General features: G+C 43.7%; 17 protein-coding genes. 15 read left to right on the top strand and 2 right to left on the bottom strand.

The features are described 5' to 3' along the window. Nucleotides 1-6 precede the first annotated feature (6 nt). Nucleotides 7-1050 (top strand): DNA polymerase III subunit delta, encoded by a 1044-nt coding sequence (gene holA / locus V6D41_RS02295; RefSeq protein WP_333517153.1) that lies wholly within the window; start codon nucleotides 7-9, stop codon nucleotides 1048-1050. A gap of 14 nt (nucleotides 1051-1064) precedes the next feature. Here the strand turns inward: holA and rpsT are convergent, their stop codons facing one another. Continuing rightward, a complete protein-coding gene (gene rpsT / locus V6D41_RS02290) occupies nucleotides 1065-1331 on the bottom strand; it encodes a 30S ribosomal protein S20 (RefSeq protein ID WP_003229989.1) in 267 nt (88 codons plus the stop codon). Nucleotides 1332-1534: 203 nt separating this feature from the next. Between rpsT and gpr the strand changes: the two genes are divergently transcribed. From gpr to mtaB, 12 genes are all read left to right on the top strand, one after another. Then, nucleotides 1535-2641, top strand: coding sequence for a GPR endopeptidase (gene gpr / locus V6D41_RS02285; protein ID WP_333517152.1), 1107 nt, complete (start codon nucleotides 1535-1537; stop codon nucleotides 2639-2641). A 62-nt stretch (nucleotides 2642-2703) separates the two neighbouring features. Then, nucleotides 2704-3909, top strand: a complete 1206-nt coding sequence (gene spoIIP, locus V6D41_RS02280) for a spore autolysin SpoIIP (protein ID WP_087990774.1) — start codon at nucleotides 2704-2706, stop codon at nucleotides 3907-3909. 17 nt (nucleotides 3910-3926) lie between these two features. Beyond that, nucleotides 3927-4265, top strand: a complete 339-nt coding sequence (locus tag V6D41_RS02275) for a YqxA family protein (RefSeq protein WP_087990773.1) — start codon at nucleotides 3927-3929, stop codon at nucleotides 4263-4265. A gap of 133 nt (nucleotides 4266-4398) precedes the next feature. Further along, the gene (gene lepA / locus V6D41_RS02270) at nucleotides 4399-6234 is read left to right on the top strand and encodes a translation elongation factor 4 (protein WP_087990772.1); all 1836 of its coding nucleotides are present in this window, start codon (nucleotides 4399-4401) and stop codon (nucleotides 6232-6234) included. Nucleotides 6235-6290: 56 nt separating this feature from the next. After that, entirely contained in the window at nucleotides 6291-7430 is a 1140-nt protein-coding gene (hemW, locus tag V6D41_RS02265) for a radical SAM family heme chaperone HemW (protein ID WP_333517151.1), read from the top strand. A gap of 80 nt (nucleotides 7431-7510) precedes the next feature. Beyond that, nucleotides 7511-8542, top strand: coding sequence for a heat-inducible transcriptional repressor HrcA (gene hrcA / locus V6D41_RS02260; protein WP_148962096.1), 1032 nt, complete (start codon nucleotides 7511-7513; stop codon nucleotides 8540-8542). Nucleotides 8543-8613: 71 nt separating this feature from the next. Continuing rightward, the gene (grpE, locus tag V6D41_RS02255; RefSeq protein WP_333517150.1) at nucleotides 8614-9177 is read left to right on the top strand and encodes a nucleotide exchange factor GrpE; all 564 of its coding nucleotides are present in this window, start codon (nucleotides 8614-8616) and stop codon (nucleotides 9175-9177) included. A 23-nt stretch (nucleotides 9178-9200) separates the two neighbouring features. Further along, nucleotides 9201-11036, top strand: a complete 1836-nt coding sequence (gene dnaK / locus V6D41_RS02250) for a molecular chaperone DnaK (RefSeq protein ID WP_333517149.1) — start codon at nucleotides 9201-9203, stop codon at nucleotides 11034-11036. A gap of 200 nt (nucleotides 11037-11236) precedes the next feature. Further along, nucleotides 11237-12364: a molecular chaperone DnaJ gene (gene dnaJ, locus V6D41_RS02245; RefSeq protein WP_333517148.1), complete on the top strand. Its 1128-nt coding sequence runs from the start codon at nucleotides 11237-11239 to the stop codon at nucleotides 12362-12364. 24 nt (nucleotides 12365-12388) lie between these two features. Then, on the top strand, nucleotides 12389-13324 hold the full coding sequence (gene prmA, locus V6D41_RS02240) for a 50S ribosomal protein L11 methyltransferase (protein ID WP_148962093.1): 936 nt from the start codon (nucleotides 12389-12391) through the stop codon (nucleotides 13322-13324). Between the two features lie 22 nt (nucleotides 13325-13346). Beyond that, nucleotides 13347-14117 (top strand): 16S rRNA (uracil(1498)-N(3))-methyltransferase, encoded by a 771-nt coding sequence (locus V6D41_RS02235; protein WP_333517147.1) that lies wholly within the window; start codon nucleotides 13347-13349, stop codon nucleotides 14115-14117. Continuing rightward, nucleotides 14117-15472 (top strand): tRNA (N(6)-L-threonylcarbamoyladenosine(37)-C(2))-methylthiotransferase MtaB, encoded by a 1356-nt coding sequence (gene mtaB / locus V6D41_RS02230; RefSeq protein WP_333517146.1) that lies wholly within the window; start codon nucleotides 14117-14119, stop codon nucleotides 15470-15472. The genes V6D41_RS02235 and mtaB overlap by 1 nt, the downstream gene beginning before the upstream one ends. A 35-nt stretch (nucleotides 15473-15507) precedes the next feature. Here mtaB and V6D41_RS02225 read toward each other — a convergent pair whose 3' ends face one another. Further along, on the bottom strand, nucleotides 15508-16431 hold the full coding sequence (locus V6D41_RS02225; RefSeq protein ID WP_333517421.1) for a Na/Pi symporter: 924 nt from the start codon (nucleotides 16429-16431) through the stop codon (nucleotides 15508-15510). Nucleotides 16432-16603: 172 nt separating this feature from the next. Here V6D41_RS02225 and rpsU point away from each other — a divergent pair, with 172 nt between their 5' ends. Further along, nucleotides 16604-16777, top strand: a complete 174-nt coding sequence (rpsU, locus tag V6D41_RS02220) for a 30S ribosomal protein S21 (protein ID WP_003152957.1) — start codon at nucleotides 16604-16606, stop codon at nucleotides 16775-16777. 14 nt (nucleotides 16778-16791) lie between these two features. Beyond that, a complete protein-coding gene (locus V6D41_RS02215) occupies nucleotides 16792-17238 on the top strand; it encodes a GatB/YqeY domain-containing protein (protein ID WP_148962090.1) in 447 nt (148 codons plus the stop codon). Nucleotides 17239-17302 lie beyond the last annotated feature (64 nt).

The following is a 17302-nucleotide window of genomic DNA, read 5'->3' as shown; positions in this document are numbered from 1 at the left end:
ACAACAATGGTATTTGATGTGTGGAAAAGCCTGAGCAAAGGAGATGTCCATCCGGTTTATTGTTTATACGGAAAAGAGACGTATCTGCTGCAGGAAACCGTTAGCAGGATCAGACAGGCGGTCATTGATCAGGAAACAAAGGATTTCAATCTATCCGTTTTTGATCTGGAAGAGGAACCGCTGGACAAAGCAATTGCAGATGCTGAAACGTTTCCGTTTATGGGGGAGCGGCGTCTTGTTATTGTGAAAAATCCATATTTTTTAACAGGTGAAAAGAAAAAAGAAAAAATTGAGCATAACGTCAGCGCGCTTGAATCATATTTACAATCGCCTGCGCCTTATACGGTCTTTGTCCTGCTTGCCCCGTATGAAAAGCTGGATGAGCGGAAAAAACTGACGAAAGCATTAAAGAAGCATGCGTTTATGATGGAGGCGAAGGAATTAAACGCAAAGGAGACGACAGATTTTACTGTCAACCTTGCAAAAACTGAGCAGAAAACAATCGGCACAGAAGCGGCGGAGCATTTGGTTCTGCTTGTGAATGGACATCTGTCATCGATTTTTCAGGAGATTCAGAAGCTCTGCACGTTTATTGGAGATCGTGAAGAAATTACGCTGGATGATGTGAAAATGCTTGTAGCGAGAAGCCTTGAACAAAATATATTTGAGCTGATCAATAAAATCGTCAACCGGAAACGAACAGAAAGCCTGCAAATTTTTTATGATTTGCTCAAACAAAATGAAGAACCGATCAAAATCATGGCGCTTATTTCGAATCAGTTCCGGCTGATTCTCCAAACAAAGTATTTCGCGGAACAAGGCTACGGACAAAAGCAAATCGCTTCTAATTTAAAAGTCCATCCATTCCGGGTAAAGCTGGCGATGGATCAAGCAAGGCTTTTTTCAGAGACCGAGCTCCGGTTCATTATTGAACAGCTTGCTGTCATGGACTACGAGATGAAAACAGGGAAAAAGGACAAGCAGCTCCTGCTCGAACTGTTTCTTTTACAGCTGTTAAAAAGAAATGAAAAAAACGATCCCCATTATTGAGGATCGTTTTTATATTATGCAGAAAGTCCGTTCACTTTTTTCGCTAGTCTTGATTTGTAACGAGCTGCGGTATTTTTGTGTACAAGACCTGTTTTCACTGCTTTATCAATACGTTTAGCTGCTTCAGTAAGAGCAGTTTTCGCTTTGTCAGCTTCGTTGTTAGCAACAGAAGCTTCAACTTGTTTGATTGCAGTACGCATAGCAGATTTGATTGTCGCGTTATGAACGCGGCGTTCGTTGTTTGTTTTTGTACGTTTAATCGCTGATTTAATGTTTGGCATGTGTTTCACCTCCTAAGATACAACCTGTAGCACAGTGTCTTAAGGTTAAATCTTCTTCACAATAGAACAAATTGTATTCTATCAAACACACCTTTAGATTGCAATATAAATGTAAAGTATTTTTCATTGAAGGATCTCTTTTTAGCATGATTCATTCAGCAAATGGCAACAATATAGGTACTGAATGTGAAGGAGGCCCCTGTATGAAAAAGAGTGAACTTGATGTTAATCAGTATTTGATACGTACCGATTTAGCAGTTGAAACGAAGGAAGCTATGGCCAATCAGCAGGCTGTGCCGGCAAAAGAAATTAAAGGTTTTATTGAAAAAGAACGCGATCGCGGCGGCATTAAAATCCGCACTGTTGATATTACCAAGGAAGGCGCGGAGCTCTCAGGAAAAAAAGAAGGTCGCTATTTAACGCTTGAGGCGCAAGGAATCAGAGAGAATGATTCGGAAATGCAGGAAAAGGTCTCTGCTGTCTTCGCGGAGGAATTTTCGGCTTTCCTTGAAAGCCTTAATATCTCAAAAGATGCGAGCTGTTTGATCGTCGGGCTCGGCAACTGGAACGTGACCCCTGACGCGCTGGGTCCGATGGCTGTAGAAAATCTATTGGTAACAAGGCACTTGTTTAAGCTTCAGCCGGAAAACGTGCAGGATGGCTACAGACCTGTCAGCGCCTTTGCGCCTGGTGTTATGGGGATTACGGGAATCGAAACAAGCGACATTATTAAAGGTGTGATTGAGCAATCGAAGCCTGATTTTGTCATTGCCATTGATGCATTGGCGGCACGGGCGGTGGAAAGGGTTAACACAACCATTCAAATATCGGACACAGGCATTCACCCGGGATCTGGTGTGGGGAATAAACGAAAAGATTTAAGCAAAGACACGCTTGGCGTACCGGTGATTGCAATCGGAGTGCCGACAGTCGTTGACGCGGTGACGATTGCCAGCGACACGGTGGACTACATATTAAAACACTTTGGAAGAGAAATGAAAGATGACAGGCCGTCAAGATCTCTTGTTCCGGCAGGGATGACGTTTGGGAAAAAGAAAGTGCTCACTGAAGAAGATCTTCCCGATCAAAAACAGCGTCAATCATTTCTCGGAATTATTGGTACCCTTGGAGAGGATGAAAAACGGCAGCTCATTCACGAGGTGCTTTCGCCTTTAGGGCACAACTTAATGGTTACGCCGAAGGAAGTTGATTCATTCATCGACGATATGGCAAATGTGCTGGCGAACGGATTAAACACAGCGCTTCATGAAAAAGTGTCACAAGAAAACAAAGGCTCCTACAATCACTAAACTGTTCTACTTCCTCTAGCTTGTTCATAGAGTTATTACTAGACAAGCGCTGGAGGGATTCAATGAGAAATAAACGCAGAAACAGACAAATTGTTGTTGCGGTAAATGGCGGGAAAGCGGTAAAAGCCATCTTTCTATTTATCGTAAGCCTTATCGTGATTTTTGTTCTATCCGGTGTGCTGACGTCTCTCCGACCTGAACTCAGGCCGTCGTCTGACTCTTTTTACGGGATTACTGAAGAAATGCCGGGTGACGTGTTTGCACACTTGCTGCGGATGGAAAACCATTATTTCGCTTCTGACCTTTCTCAAACCGACAGCTCATTTCATCTTTCGCGTCTTTCTTTAAAGCTGGCGACAAGCATCAACCTCGAAGATCCGCGGAGCTTTCTCGGTCGGGAGCTGCCGGGGTTTGCACAATTTGATACCGAGATTCTGTTAGCTGGACAAGGCACGGATTATACGAATATGCCGGCGGAATCGCCCCCGCCGTCTAAGGTGATGGAGGAAGAAAGAGAAGCGAACTTGGCAGAGATTGAAAAACAGCAAACACAATCAGATCGTGCGAAAAAAGATCCGCCGAAACAAACAACCGGTGATAAAAAGGTCGTTTTTATCTATCACACGCACAACACGGAATCATATCTCCCTCTATTAAAAGGCGAGACTGATCCTGATATGGCGCGCCATTCTAAAGCCAACGTCACGCTCGTAGGAGCTATGTTCGGAAAGGCGCTTGAATCCCAAGGCATTGGAGCCACAGTGAATAAAACCGATATACAGGCAAAACTGAACAAAAAAGGCTTAAACTATGCCAGATCGTATGATGAATCAAGGCCGGTCGTCAAAGAGGCGCTCGGGTCAAACAAAAATCTGCAATATATCATTGATATCCATAGAGATTCACGGCGAAAGAAAGATACGACGGCAACGATTAAAGGGAAAAGCTATGCCCGGGTGGCCTTTGTCGTCGGCAAAAAAAGCAAAAATTTCGAAGAAAACTATAAAATTGCAAGCGAGCTCCATAAGCTGATGGAGAAAAAATACCCTGGACTCAGCACAGGTGTCTTTTCGAAAGGCTCGCCAGGCGATAATGGTGTATATAATCAGGATTTAACCGACAGAGCGCTTTTGCTCGAATTCGGCGGAGTAGATAATAATCTCGAGGAGCTGCAGCGTGCGGCTGATGCCGCCGCAGACGTATTCAGCGAAATGTACTGGGATGCTGAAAAGGTCAACGCGGAGAGCGGCGAGACGAAAAAACAATAAGAAATAGGTGGTTTGATTTGATTGCTTACTTTGGCAAATGCTTGCTGCTTGTCACGATCATGTTTTTAGGCGTGCTGTTCGGCATGCAGCAGGCGAATAACGGAATGCTGAGTATGAAAGGCTATCAAGACCCTTCACTTAAGGGCGCGTTTACGCTCACCGACGGAAAAAATAATGAAAAAGAAGCTTCAATCTTAGGAGAAACAGTCACGGCGAAAGATTTAGAAGAAAAACAAAAAGAGCTGGAACAGGTGGAAACGTTCAATATGTTCTCTAAAGCCGGAAAAGCGCTTTCGAACACCGTAACCAACACTGCCCAGTCGATGTATGAATGGATACGTGATATGAATCAATAGATGTGTGAAAGAGAAAAGCAGCCCATGATTAACAGGGAACTTTTCTCTTTCTTGTTTTACATTGAATCTTAACAATCCTATTGATATAATCTAAGCTAGTGTATTTTGCGTTTAATAGTAGGAGTGATAGATTGTGACAGATAAAGAAAAGCGTTTAGAGAGGCAGTCGAGAATACGGAATTTCTCTATCATTGCCCATATTGACCACGGAAAATCGACCTTAGCGGATCGTATTTTAGAAAAAACGTCGGCAATCACTCAACGAGAAATGAAAGAACAATTGCTCGATTCTATGGATCTTGAACGTGAACGGGGCATAACCATTAAGTTAAACTCTGTTCAGCTTAAATACAAAGCAAAAGACGGAGAAGAATATATTTTCCATCTGATTGATACGCCGGGACACGTCGATTTCACATACGAAGTATCCCGAAGTCTTGCTGCTTGCGAAGGAGCGATTCTTGTGGTGGATGCGGCGCAGGGAATTGAAGCGCAGACGCTTGCCAACGTTTACTTAGCGCTTGACAATGACCTTGAAATTCTGCCGGTCATTAACAAAATCGATCTCCCGAGCGCAGAGCCTGAACGTGTGCGCCAAGAGGTAGAGGACGTTATTGGTCTTGACGCATCAGAAGCCGTGCTTGCTTCAGCAAAAGCCGGTATCGGGATTGAGGAGATTTTAGAACAGATCGTAGAAAAGGTGCCGGCACCGACTGGGGATCCGGAGGCGCCGCTTAAAGCGCTGATCTTCGACTCGCTTTATGACGCTTATCGCGGTGTCGTGGCTTATATCAGAGTCGTTGAAGGAACGGTAAAGCCGGGGCAAAAAATCAAAATGATGGCAACCGGCAAAGAATTTGAAGTGACAGAAGTTGGTGTATTTACGCCAAAAGCTACTCCGACAGATGAACTGACGGTCGGAGATGTAGGCTTTTTAACTGCTGCGATCAAAAATGTCGGTGACACACGTGTCGGTGACACGATAACAAGCGCTGCCAATCCTGCAGACGAAGCGCTGCCGGGATACCGCAAGCTCAACCCGATGGTGTACTGCGGCCTTTATCCGATTGATACGGCCAAATACAATGATTTAAGGGAAGCCCTTGAAAAGCTTGAGCTGAATGATTCCTCCCTTCAGTATGAAGCGGAAACGTCACAGGCGCTTGGATTCGGATTCCGCTGCGGATTTTTAGGCATGCTTCACATGGAAATCATTCAGGAACGGATAGAGCGTGAGTTCAAAATCGACTTGATTACAACAGCGCCGAGTGTTATCTACGATGTATATATGACAGACGGCGAAAAGGTTGTTGTTGACAACCCGTCCAACATGCCTGATCCTCAAAAGATCGAAAGGATCGAGGAACCGTATGTTAAAGCGACAATGATGGTGCCGAATGATTTTGTCGGCGCTGTTATGGAACTTTGCCAAGGAAAACGGGGCAATTTTATTGATATGCAATATTTAGACGCAAACCGTGTCAGCATTGTCTATGATATGCCTTTAGCGGAAATCGTCTATGAGTTTTTTGACCAGCTTAAATCAAGTACAAAAGGCTACGCGTCCTTTGACTATGAGCTGATCGGCTACAAACCGTCTCAGCTCGTCAAAATGGACATTATGCTGAACGGAGAAAAAATCGACGCCCTTTCCTTTATCGTGCACCGGGATTACGCGTATGAACGAGGAAAAGTGATCGTTGAGAAGCTGAAAGAGCTCATTCCGCGTCAGCACTTTGAAGTACCGATTCAAGCGGCGATCGGCCAGAAAATCGTAGCGCGTTCTACGATTAAAGCGATGCGTAAAAACGTATTGGCTAAGTGTTACGGCGGAGACATCTCGCGAAAACGGAAGCTTCTTGAAAAACAAAAAGAAGGAAAACGCCGAATGAAGCAGGTCGGCTCAGTTGAAGTGCCGCAAGAAGCATTTATGGCGGTCCTGAAAATGGACGACAGCCCGAAAAAATAAATAGAAGCCGCCGCAGTCCTGTACTGCGGCTTCTTTCTGTAAAGAAGGTGAATTCATTGAAATCAGCCTATATCCATATCCCATTCTGTGAGCACATTTGCCACTACTGCGATTTCAATAAATATTTTATTCAAAGCCAGCCTGTAGACGAGTATTTAAACGCGCTCGAACAGGAAATGATAAATACAATTGTAAAAACAGGGCAGCCTGACCTCAAAACCATCTTTATCGGAGGAGGCACGCCGACCTCTCTGTCTGAGGAACAGCTCAAAAAGCTGATGGACATCATCATCCGAGTGCTGAAGCCCTCAAGCGCATTATCGGAATTTGCAGTTGAAGCGAATCCGGACGACCTGTCCGCAGCGAAATTAAAAATATTAAAAGAAGCAGGCGTGAATCGCCTCAGCTTCGGTGTCCAAACGTTCGAAGACGACTTGTTAGAAAAAATCGGCCGAGTGCACAAACAAAAAGATGTATTTGCCTCTTTTGAAAGGGCGCGGGAAATCGGTTTTGACAATATCAGTCTTGATTTAATGTTCGGACTCCCGGGACAAGCCCTCAAGCATCTGGATCATTCCTTAGACACTGCTTTATCGCTGGATGCTGAGCATTATTCGGTGTACTCCCTCATTGTAGAACCGAAAACGGTATTTTATAATCTCATGCAAAAAGGGCGGCTTCATCTTCCGCCGCAGGAGCAGGAAGCCGAAATGTATGAAATGGTGATGGGCCGGATGGAAGCTCACGGCATTCATCAGTATGAAATCAGCAACTTTGCCAAGCAAGGCATGGAATCAAAGCACAATCTGACGTATTGGAGCAACGAGGAATATTTCGGATTTGGAGCCGGGGCCCACGGATATATCGGCGGCACACGCAATGTAAACGTCGGACCTGTCAAACATTACATTGACCTGATAGCTGAAAAAGGCTTTCCATACAGAGATATTCATGTAGTGACAACAGAAGAGCAAATTGAAGAAGAAATGTTTTTGGGCTTGAGAAAAACAGCCGGAGTCAGCAAAAAACGATTTGCAGAAAAATACGGCCGTTCCCTTGATGAACTGTTCCCAAGCGTATTAACAGACCTCGTAGAAAAAGGGCTGATTCATCATTCGGAGTCTGCCGTTTACTTGACTCATCAGGGGAAATTATTAGGTAATGAAGTTTTTGGCGCTTTTTTGGGTGAGTTATAATTGACATTTTTCTTGTGGTTTGATACTTTTGTTATAGAATTAGCACTCACTTATTGAGAGTGCTAACAGAGGTGATGATGATGTTAACAAATCGTCAGCTGCTGATCCTTCAGGTCATTATAAATGATTTTATTAAATCGGCGCAGCCGGTAGGGTCAAGAACTCTTTCGAAAAAAGATGAAATCACATTTAGCTCTGCAACAATAAGAAACGAGATGGCTGACTTGGAAGAATTGGGCTTCATAGAAAAAACCCATTCATCCTCAGGACGTGTTCCGTCAGAAAAAGGGTACCGGTACTATGTTGACCATTTGCTGTCACCCGTCAAATTGACAAAAAGCGACATGGACCAAATCCACTCGATCTTTAAAGAGAAAATTTTCGAGCTGGAAAAGACAGTTCAAAAATCAGCGCAAATTTTGTCCGATTTAACGAATTATACATCCATCGTGCTCGGGCCGAAGCTGAGTGAGAATTACCTTAAACAGATTCAAATCATACCGATTCAGCCTGATAAGGCGGTAGCAATTCTTGTTACCAATACAGGGCACGTGGAAAACAAAACGATTAATTTTCCAGCTAAAATGGATCTGTCTGATATTGAAAAACTGGTAAATATACTGAACAGCCGTTTAAGCGGCGTTCCAATGGATGAACTGAATGAGCACATATTTAAGGAAGTCGTCATGTATTTAAGACAACACATTAAGAACTATGACAATATACTTGACGCGCTTCGTTCAACATTTCATTCTACGAGCCACGTTGAAAAATTGTTTTTTGGCGGAAAAATCAATATGCTGAACCAGCCGGAGTTCCATGATATCACCAGAGTGCGATCGTTGCTCACATTAATCGAAAAAGAACAGGATGTTTTAAAGCTGGTTCAATCCCCGCACACGGGAATTTCGATTAAAATCGGGAAAGAAAACGACTATGAAGAGATGGAAAACTGCAGTCTGATTACGGCTTCTTATTCTGTTGATCAGAAGCAGATCGGCTCAATTGCGATCATCGGTCCGACCCGCATGAATTATTCCAGGGTTGTCAGTCTGCTTCAGCATGTGACTTCGGACTTGTCAAAAGCATTGACAAGTTTGTATGATGAATAAGGGAATTTTGGCAAATTTTATCGAAGGGCAGCACCCGCCCTTCTTCTTACACTTTGAGGGAGGTGAACACAATGTCAGAAGAAAAACAAACCATTGAACAAAACGAAATAGAAGAGCAAGAAGTCATTGAGGAACAAGCTGCTGCTGAAGAACAGCAGAAAGAAACAAATGAAAGCGAACTTCTTCAAGATCAAATGAACGAATTGCAAGGTTTGCTTGAGGAAAAAGAAAACAAACTTTTGCGTGTTCAAGCAGACTTTGAAAATTATAAACGACGCAGCCGTTTAGAAATGGAAGCGTCCCAAAAATACCGTTCTCAAAATATCGTCGCTGATTTGCTGCCGGCTCTTGACAGCTTTGAAAGAGCGCTGCAGGTTGAAGCCGACAATGAACAGACGAAAAGTTTGCTTCAGGGAATGGAAATGGTCCACCGTCAGCTCGTAGAAGCCTTGAAAAAAGAAGGCGTGGAAGCCATCGAAGCTGTAGGGCAGGAATTTGATCCTAATCTGCACCAAGCCGTTATGCAGGCTGAAGATGAAAATTACGGCTCCAACATTGTTGTTGAAGAAATGCAAAAAGGTTATAAGCTGAAGGATCGCGTCATTCGCCCTTCCATGGTCAAAGTGAATCAATAATTACATAGCAGGAGGTTATTCAAGTGAGTAAAGTTATCGGAATCGACTTAGGAACAACAAACTCATGTGTGGCAGTGCTTGAAGGCGGCGAGCCTAAAGTTATTGCTAACGCTGAAGGAAACCGCACAACGCCATCAGTTGTTGCATTCAAAAACGGTGAACGCCAAGTAGGGGAAGTGGCTAAACGCCAATCTATCACAAACCCTAACACAATCATGTCTGTCAAACGCCATATGGGCACTGATTATAAAGTTGAAGTTGAAGGAAAGGATTACACTCCTCAAGAAGTGTCTGCTATCATCCTTCAACACCTTAAATCATACGCTGAAAGCTATCTTGGCGAAACAGTTTCAAAAGCAGTAATCACAGTTCCTGCATACTTTAACGATGCTGAACGTCAAGCGACAAAAGACGCTGGTAAAATCGCAGGTCTTGAAGTAGAACGTATCATTAACGAGCCGACTGCAGCAGCGCTTGCATACGGACTTGATAAAACAGATGAAGATCAAACGATCCTAGTATACGACCTTGGCGGCGGTACATTCGACGTTTCAATCCTTGAGCTTGGCGACGGTGTATTCGAAGTTCGTTCAACTGCCGGTGACAACCGTCTTGGCGGTGACGATTTTGACCAAGTGATCATCGATCATCTTGTGTCTGAATTCAAAAAAGAAAACGGAATTGATCTGTCAAAAGACAAAATGGCGCTTCAGCGTTTGAAAGACGCAGCTGAAAAAGCGAAAAAAGATCTTTCTGGCGTATCTTCTACGCAAATTTCTTTACCGTTCATCACAGCTGGGGAAGCAGGACCGCTTCACCTTGAACTGACATTAACTCGCGCTAAATTCGAAGAGCTTTCTTCTCATTTGGTAGAGCGTACAATGGGCCCTGTCCGTCAAGCGCTTCAAGATGCAGGACTTTCTGCAAGCGAAATCGACAAAATCATCCTTGTTGGCGGATCAACTCGTATCCCTGCCGTACAAGAAGCAATCAAAAAAGAAACTGGAAAAGAAGCGCATAAAGGCGTAAACCCAGATGAAGTTGTAGCGCTTGGTGCTGCGATTCAGGGCGGTGTTATCACTGGTGACGTAAAAGACGTGGTTCTTCTTGACGTAACACCGCTTTCTCTCGGTATCGAAACAATGGGCGGCGTGTTCACAAAGCTGATCGACCGCAACACTACGATTCCGACAAGCAAATCTCAAGTGTTCTCAACTGCTGCTGATAACCAAACAGCTGTTGATATCCATGTTCTTCAAGGTGAGCGCCCAATGTCTGCTGATAACAAAACACTTGGCCGCTTCCAGCTTACAGATATTCCGCCAGCACCGCGCGGCGTGCCTCAAATCGAAGTTTCTTTCGATATTGACAAAAACGGTATCGTAAACGTAAGAGCTAAAGACTTAGGCACAGGAAAAGAGCAAAACATCACAATCAAATCTTCTTCAGGTCTTTCTGATGATGAGATCGAACGCATGGTAAAAGAAGCGGAAGAAAATGCTGACTCTGATGCGAAGAAAAAAGAAGAAATCGAAGTCCGCAACGAAGCAGATCAGCTTGTTTTCCAAACTGAGAAAACATTAAAAGATCTTGAAGGCAAAGTGGATGAAGACCAAGTGAAAAAAGCCAATGATGCCAAAGAAGCTTTAAAAGCGGCGATTGAGAAAAACGAGTTTGAAGAGATCAAAGCGAAAAAAGATGAGCTTCAAACAATCGTTCAAGAGCTTTCTATGAAACTTTATGAAGAAGCTGCCAAACAACAGCAAGCTCAAGGCGATGCAAACGCTGAAGGCAAAGCGGATGACAACGTTGTTGACGCTGAATATGAAGAAGTAAACGACGACCAAAACAAAAAATAAAGTGCTTTTCCGAGTCAGTCCCGCTTCCGGGGCTGACCGAAAAGAACACATTTCATAATCTGATTCAATGATTAGAAAGTCAAAGTCAGGCATCTCTTGGCTTTGACTTTTTTTCTTGCCCGGGATAAAAGGAATTGAAAAATCATAATTCGAAATGATACAATCTAATTTATGTGATAAATTCGGGAGAGTGAAGCGAGATGAGTAAGCGTGATTACTATGAAGTGCTGGGAGTAAGTAAGAGCGCTTCTAAGGATGAAATTAAAAAAGCTTATCGGAAGCTGTCAAAAAAATACCATCCAGATATTAACAAAGAAGCCGGATCAGATGAAAAATTTAAAGAGGTAAAAGAAGCGTACGAAACACTGTCTGATGACCAAAAACGGTCTCATTACGATCAATTTGGCCATGCTGATCCTAACCAAGGCTTCGGCGGAGGCGGTTTTGGCGGCGGAGATTTCGGCGGTTTTGGTTTCGATGATATTTTCTCAAGTATTTTCGGCGGAGGCACAAGACGAAGAGATCCAAACGCTCCGCGCCAAGGTGCCGATTTGCAGTATACGATGACTTTGTCGTTTGAGGATGCTGTATTTGGTAAAGAGACGTCCATCGAAATTCCGCGTGAGGAAACATGCGATACGTGTAAAGGCTCTGGTGCGAAGCCTGGAACAAATCCGGAAACATGCTCGCACTGCGGAGGCTCCGGCCAGTTAAACGTGGAGCAAAATACGCCATTTGGAAAAGTTGTTAACAGACGGGTCTGCCACCACTGCGAAGGTACGGGCAAATTCATTAAAAATAAATGTGCGGATTGCGGCGGTAAAGGAAAAGTTAAAAAACGCAAAAAAATCAACGTCACAATTCCAGCCGGTGTAGATGATGGGCAGCAGCTTCGTCTTTCGGGACAGGGGGAACCAGGAGTAAATGGCGGCCCTGCCGGGGATTTATTTGTCGTGTTCCACGTACGCGCTCACGAGTTCTTCGAGCGTGACGGCGATGATATTTACTGTGAAATGCCGTTAACGTTCGCTCAGGCTGCTCTTGGGGATGAAGTGGAAGTTCCGACGCTGCATGGAAAAGTGAAATTAAAAATTCCAGCCGGTACACAAACAGGAACAAAATTCAGATTAAGAGGCAAAGGCGTTCAAAATGTCAGAGGCTATGGACAGGGTGACCAGCATATCGTCGTACGTGTCGTCACGCCGACAAACCTGACAGATAAACAAAAAGACATTATCCGCGAATTTGCCGAGGTCAGCGGAAACTTGCCTGACGAACAGGAAATGAGTTTCTTCGACAAGGTAAAACGCGCGTTTAAAGGCGATTAATTATTGGATGAGGAGTTGGTAGTTTTGAAATGGTCCGAATTAAGCATTCACACAACACATGAAGCGGTCGAACCTATCTCAAATATATTGCATGAAGCTGGTGCAAGTGGGGTTGTGATAGAGGACCCGCTTGATTTAATTAAAGAGCGTGAGAATGTGTACGGGGAAATCTACCAGCTCGACCCCAATGATTATCCAGACGAGGGTGTCATTGTCAAAGCATACCTGCCGGTCAACAGCTTTCTTGGCGAAACGGTGGATGGCATTAAAGAAACGATTAATAATTTGCTTCTTTATAATATTGATTTGGGCAGAAATCATATCACGATTTCTGAAGTGAATGAAGAAGAGTGGGCGACTGCCTGGAAAAAGTATTATCACCCTGTGAAAATTTCTGAAAAGTTTACAATTGTTCCGACGTGGGAGGAATATACGCCGGTCCATACTGATGAACTGATTATTGAAATGGACCCGGGAATGGCGTTCGGCACAGGCACACACCCGACAACCGTACTCTGTATTCAGGCGCTTGAACGCTTTGTGCAAAAGGGTGATAAGGTGATTGATGTCGGTACAGGTTCCGGAATTTTAAGTATTGCGGCTGCAATGCTTGAGGCTGAATCGGTTCATGCCTATGATCTTGATCCCGTAGCTGTAGAAAGTGCACGTCTCAATCTCAAGCTGAACAAAGTGAGCGATATTGCTCAAGTGAAGCAAAACAATTTGTTAGACGGAATTGAAGGGAAACATGATGTGATTGTTGCCAACATTTTGGCTGAAGTCATTCTTCGCTTTACTTCACAAGCGTACAGCCTGTTAAAAGAAGACGGTCATTTTATTACGTCAGGTATCATCGCTCATAAAAAACAAGAAGTAAAAGAAGCACTGGAACAAGCCGGCTTTACCATTGTAGAAATCCTTTCAATGGAAGATTGGGTCAGCATAATTGCGAAAAAATAACAGTTAGTAGGTGTCACAGCGTATGCAACGATATTTTATCGAGCTCACGAAGCAGCAAATGGAGGAAGCGCCGGCTTTTTCGATAACCGGCGAAGATGTTCATCATATTGTGAACGTGATGAGAATGAATGAGGGTGATCAGATCATCTGCTGCTCTCAGGACGGCTTTGAGGCAAAGTGTGAACTTCAATCTGTTTCCAAGGACCATGTGTCCTGTCTTGTGATAGAATGGACGAATGAAAACAGAGAGCTTCCGATAAAGGTTTATATTGCAAGCGGCCTCCCGAAAGGAGATAAGCTTGAATGGATTATCCAAAAAGGGACTGAGCTCGGAGCCCATGCCTTCATTCCTTTCCAAGCCGCTCGTTCTGTTGTCAAGCTGGATGACAAAAAGGCAAAGAAAAAGCGGGAAAGGTGGACGAAAATTGCGAAGGAAGCGGCTGAACAATCGTACCGTAACGAAGTGCCGCAAGTGATGGATGTTCATTCTTTTCAGCAGCTTCTTCAAAGGATGCAGGATTTCGATAAATGTGTCGTTGCATACGAGGAGTCATCAAAGCAAGGAGAAATAAGCGCATTCAGCGCGATTGTAAGCAGCCTTCCGAAAGGATCATCCCTTTTGATCGTATTTGGTCCTGAAGGCGGTTTAACAGAAGCGGAAGTTGAACGGCTCACAGAGAAAGACGGTGTGCCGGGCGGACTTGGACCGAGAATTTTAAGGACAGAAACCGCACCGCTATACGCGTTGAGTGCGATTTCTTATCAAACAGAGTTATTAAGAGGTGATCAATAATGGCAACTGTTGCTTTCCATACGCTTGGCTGTAAAGTCAACCATTATGAAACAGAAGCAATCTGGCAGCTTTTCAAAGAAGCGGGCTACGATAGAAGAGACTTTGAACAAACAGCTGATGTATATGTCATTAATACATGTACGGTAACCAATACGGGAGATAAAAAAAGCCGCCAAGTGATCAGACGTGCCATTCGTCAAAATCCTGACGGTGTCATCTGTGTCACAGGCTGCTATGCGCAAACCTCACCTGCTGAGATTATGGCGATCCCTGGTGTCGATATTGTAGTTGGAACGCAGGACCGGGAAAAAATGCTCGGCTACATCGACCAATACCGTGAAGAACGCCAGCCGATTAACGGTGTCAGTAACATCATGAAAGCAAGAGTGTATGAGGAGCTTGATGTGCCTGCTTTCACGGACCGGACAAGAGCGTCATTGAAAATACAGGAAGGCTGCAACAATTTCTGCACATTCTGTATTATTCCGTGGGCGCGCGGCCTGCTCCGCTCCCGCGATCCTGAAGAAGTCATTAAACAAGCGCAGCAGCTTGTCGATGCCGGATATAAAGAAATTGTTCTTACCGGTATTCATACAGGCGGCTATGGCGAAGATATGAAAGATTACAGCTTCGCTAAGCTCTTGAGAGAATTAGACACTCGTGTTGAAGGTGTTAAACGGATTAGAATTTCTTCAATCGAAGCCAGCCAAATCACAGATGAAGTGATCGAGGTCTTAGACCGCTCGGATAAGATAGTGAATCATTTGCATATTCCTATCCAATCCGGATCAAACACTGTGCTTAAACGGATGAGACGTAAATATACGATGGAATTTTTTGCAGACCGTCTAAGCAAACTGAAAAAAGCATTGCCTGGCTTAGCTGTCACTTCTGATGTTATTGTAGGGTTCCCTGGCGAAACAGAAGAAGAATTTATGGAAACCTATAACTTTATTAAAGAACATAAATTCTCTGAACTGCATGTTTTCCCTTACAGTAAACGCACAGGAACGCCGGCTGCGCGAATGGAAGACCAAGTGGATGAAAACGTCAAAAATGAGCGTGTGCACCGCCTGATTTCTCTGTCCGACCAGCTTGCGAAGGAATACGCTTCTCAGTATGAAAATGAAGTGCTTGAGATTATCCCTGAGGAAGCGTATAAAGAAACAGAAGAAGAGAACATGTTTGTCGGTTACACAGACAACTATATGAAGGTTGTTTTCAAAGGTACGGAAGAGATGATCGGCAAAATCGTGAAAGTCAAAATCCTTAAAGCGGGCTATCCTTACAACGAAGGGCAATTCGTCCGTGTTGTTGAGGACGAAATAACTGAACACATGCGTTTGTCTTCTTAATCTAAAAAACCGGTGCATTTAAATGTACCGGTTTTTTATTTTGCTGGGATAAGAAAGTGAATCAAGCGGTAAAACAAGTTTGTAAGCGGAAGAAATAAAAAAGCTGTCACCACATTAAATAATAGGCTGAAATGCGCAATTTTTTGTGCGGGATCAGGTGATAGCTGTTCTACAAAGCCGGTCGCAGCCATCAGAAAAGGAAATACAAGAGCCACGCCAAGCACGTTAAACACCACATGAGCATAAGCTGTCTGTTTCGCCGCATAGCCGCCGGATACAGCAGCCATCACAGCGGTAATGCAAGTGCCGATATTTGACCCGAGCACGATGCTCATCGCCTGTGTCAGTTCGATCATCCCTTCATTCATAAAACTCATCAAAATGCCGATACATACGGAGCTTGAGTGAATAATGGCGGTTAACACCATACCGATGAGCAAAGCGGACCAGTTTGAATCGTTAACGTGGTATAAAATGTCGGCTCCCGTTTTCAGTTTTGTAAGCGGTCCTGCAAGGTGGCTGAACCCGCTGATGCAAAAAAAGATGATGCCGAGTCCGAGGAGGCTTGTTCCCAACTGTTTTAAGGGATACCTGCCAGTCAGAAAAAACAATAAACCGCCAATCAAAAGAATCCAAATCAAAACATCCATTTTGATGGCGATAAATTCAGTTGTAAAGGTAGATCCGACATTTGTTCCGAGAATCATCGGTATCGTCCGTTTAAAAGGAAGGACGCCCGCGCTTACAAAACCGATGACAATGACCATAAAGGCTGAACTGCTCTGAAGAATCCCTGTAAATACAATACTGATCAGGAACGCTTTTAATGGATGGTCCGTAAAAAATAGCAAACGATCTTCAATTTTTGAGTACGCCATTGAAATTAAGCCTTTTCGAAGCATGTTCATGCCTGCGAGAAAGAATAATATTAGAGCAGTAAAACCGATCAGAATCAACATCTTATTCACCAACCCCTTTCCACCATTATATAGACAGGCAGTCGTACTCATGACGGAAAAGTGAACTCACTTAGTTGACCTGACTGATGGCTTATATTATAATGTCAAAGTACATGTTTATATGTGTAACTTAAAGGTAGTCGATTGGTGTATTCGGAGGGAGGGAAAGAGAATGTCAAAAACGGTCGTTAGAAAAAACGAATCGCTTGAAGATGCTCTTCGTCGCTTCAAACGCAGTGTATCAAAGACAGGTACTTTGCAAGAAGCAAGAAAGCGCGAATTTTATGAAAAACCTAGCGTAAAGCGCAAGAAAAAGTCTGAAGCTGCTAGAAAACGCAAATTCTAAAAGAGGGTGGATTTATGAGTCTTCTTGAGCGTCTTAACCAGGATATGAAGCTATATATGAAAAACCGTGAGAAAGACAAACTGACTGTCGTTCGAATGGTTAAGGCTTCACTTCAAAATGAAGCAATTAAGCTTAAGAAAGACAGTTTGACCGAGGATGAGGAACTCACTGTCCTTTCTCGTGAACTTAAGCAACGTAAAGACTCCCTCCAGGAATTTTCAAACGCTAATCGTTTAGATTTAGTAGATAAAGTTCAAAAAGAGCTGGACATTTTAGAAGTTTATTTACCCGAGCAGCTGTCAGAAGAAGAACTGCTTACAATCGTAAATGAAACCATTACTGAGGTTGGTGCGAGCTCAAAAGCGGACATGGGGAAAGTAATGGGTGCAATTATGCCTAAAGTAAAAGGTAAAGCTGATGGAAGCTTAATTAATAAGCTTGTTAGCAATCAATTGTCTTAAATGGCGTAAAAAAGGACATCTTTCTAAGAGAGATGTCTTTTTTTTATACATAAAAAAATGAAAC

It is taken from the genome of Bacillus sp. 0102A (assembly GCF_036765155.1).
Lineage (GTDB): Bacteria > Bacillota > Bacilli > Bacillales > Bacillaceae > Bacillus > Bacillus subtilis_G.
Note: the sequence above shows the minus strand (reverse complement) of the source record. Positions and strands in the feature narration are given on the sequence as shown.

Excerpts from the sequence above, each read along its gene's own strand:
- V6D41_RS02215 (WP_148962090.1), top strand. The coding sequence starts at position 16,792 with ATGAGTCTTCTTGAGCGTCTTAACCAGGATATGAAGCTATATATGAAA.
- rpsU (WP_003152957.1), top strand. The coding sequence starts at position 16,604 with ATGTCAAAAACGGTCGTTAGAAAAAACGAATCGCTTGAAGATGCTCTT.
- gpr (WP_333517152.1), top strand. The coding sequence starts at position 1,535 with ATGAAAAAGAGTGAACTTGATGTTAATCAGTATTTGATACGTACCGAT.
- dnaJ (WP_333517148.1), top strand. The coding sequence starts at position 11,237 with ATGAGTAAGCGTGATTACTATGAAGTGCTGGGAGTAAGTAAGAGCGCT.
- V6D41_RS02225 (WP_333517421.1), bottom strand. The coding sequence starts at position 16,431 with ATGTTGATTCTGATCGGTTTTACTGCTCTAATATTATTCTTTCTCGCA.
- grpE (WP_333517150.1), top strand. The coding sequence starts at position 8,614 with ATGTCAGAAGAAAAACAAACCATTGAACAAAACGAAATAGAAGAGCAA.
- rpsT (WP_003229989.1), bottom strand. The coding sequence starts at position 1,331 with ATGCCAAACATTAAATCAGCGATTAAACGTACAAAAACAAACAACGAA.
- V6D41_RS02235 (WP_333517147.1), top strand. The coding sequence starts at position 13,347 with ATGCAACGATATTTTATCGAGCTCACGAAGCAGCAAATGGAGGAAGCG.
- mtaB (WP_333517146.1), top strand. The coding sequence starts at position 14,117 with ATGGCAACTGTTGCTTTCCATACGCTTGGCTGTAAAGTCAACCATTAT.
- spoIIP (WP_087990774.1), top strand. The coding sequence starts at position 2,704 with ATGAGAAATAAACGCAGAAACAGACAAATTGTTGTTGCGGTAAATGGC.
- holA (WP_333517153.1), top strand. The coding sequence starts at position 7 with ATGGTATTTGATGTGTGGAAAAGCCTGAGCAAAGGAGATGTCCATCCG.
- hrcA (WP_148962096.1), top strand. The coding sequence starts at position 7,511 with ATGTTAACAAATCGTCAGCTGCTGATCCTTCAGGTCATTATAAATGAT.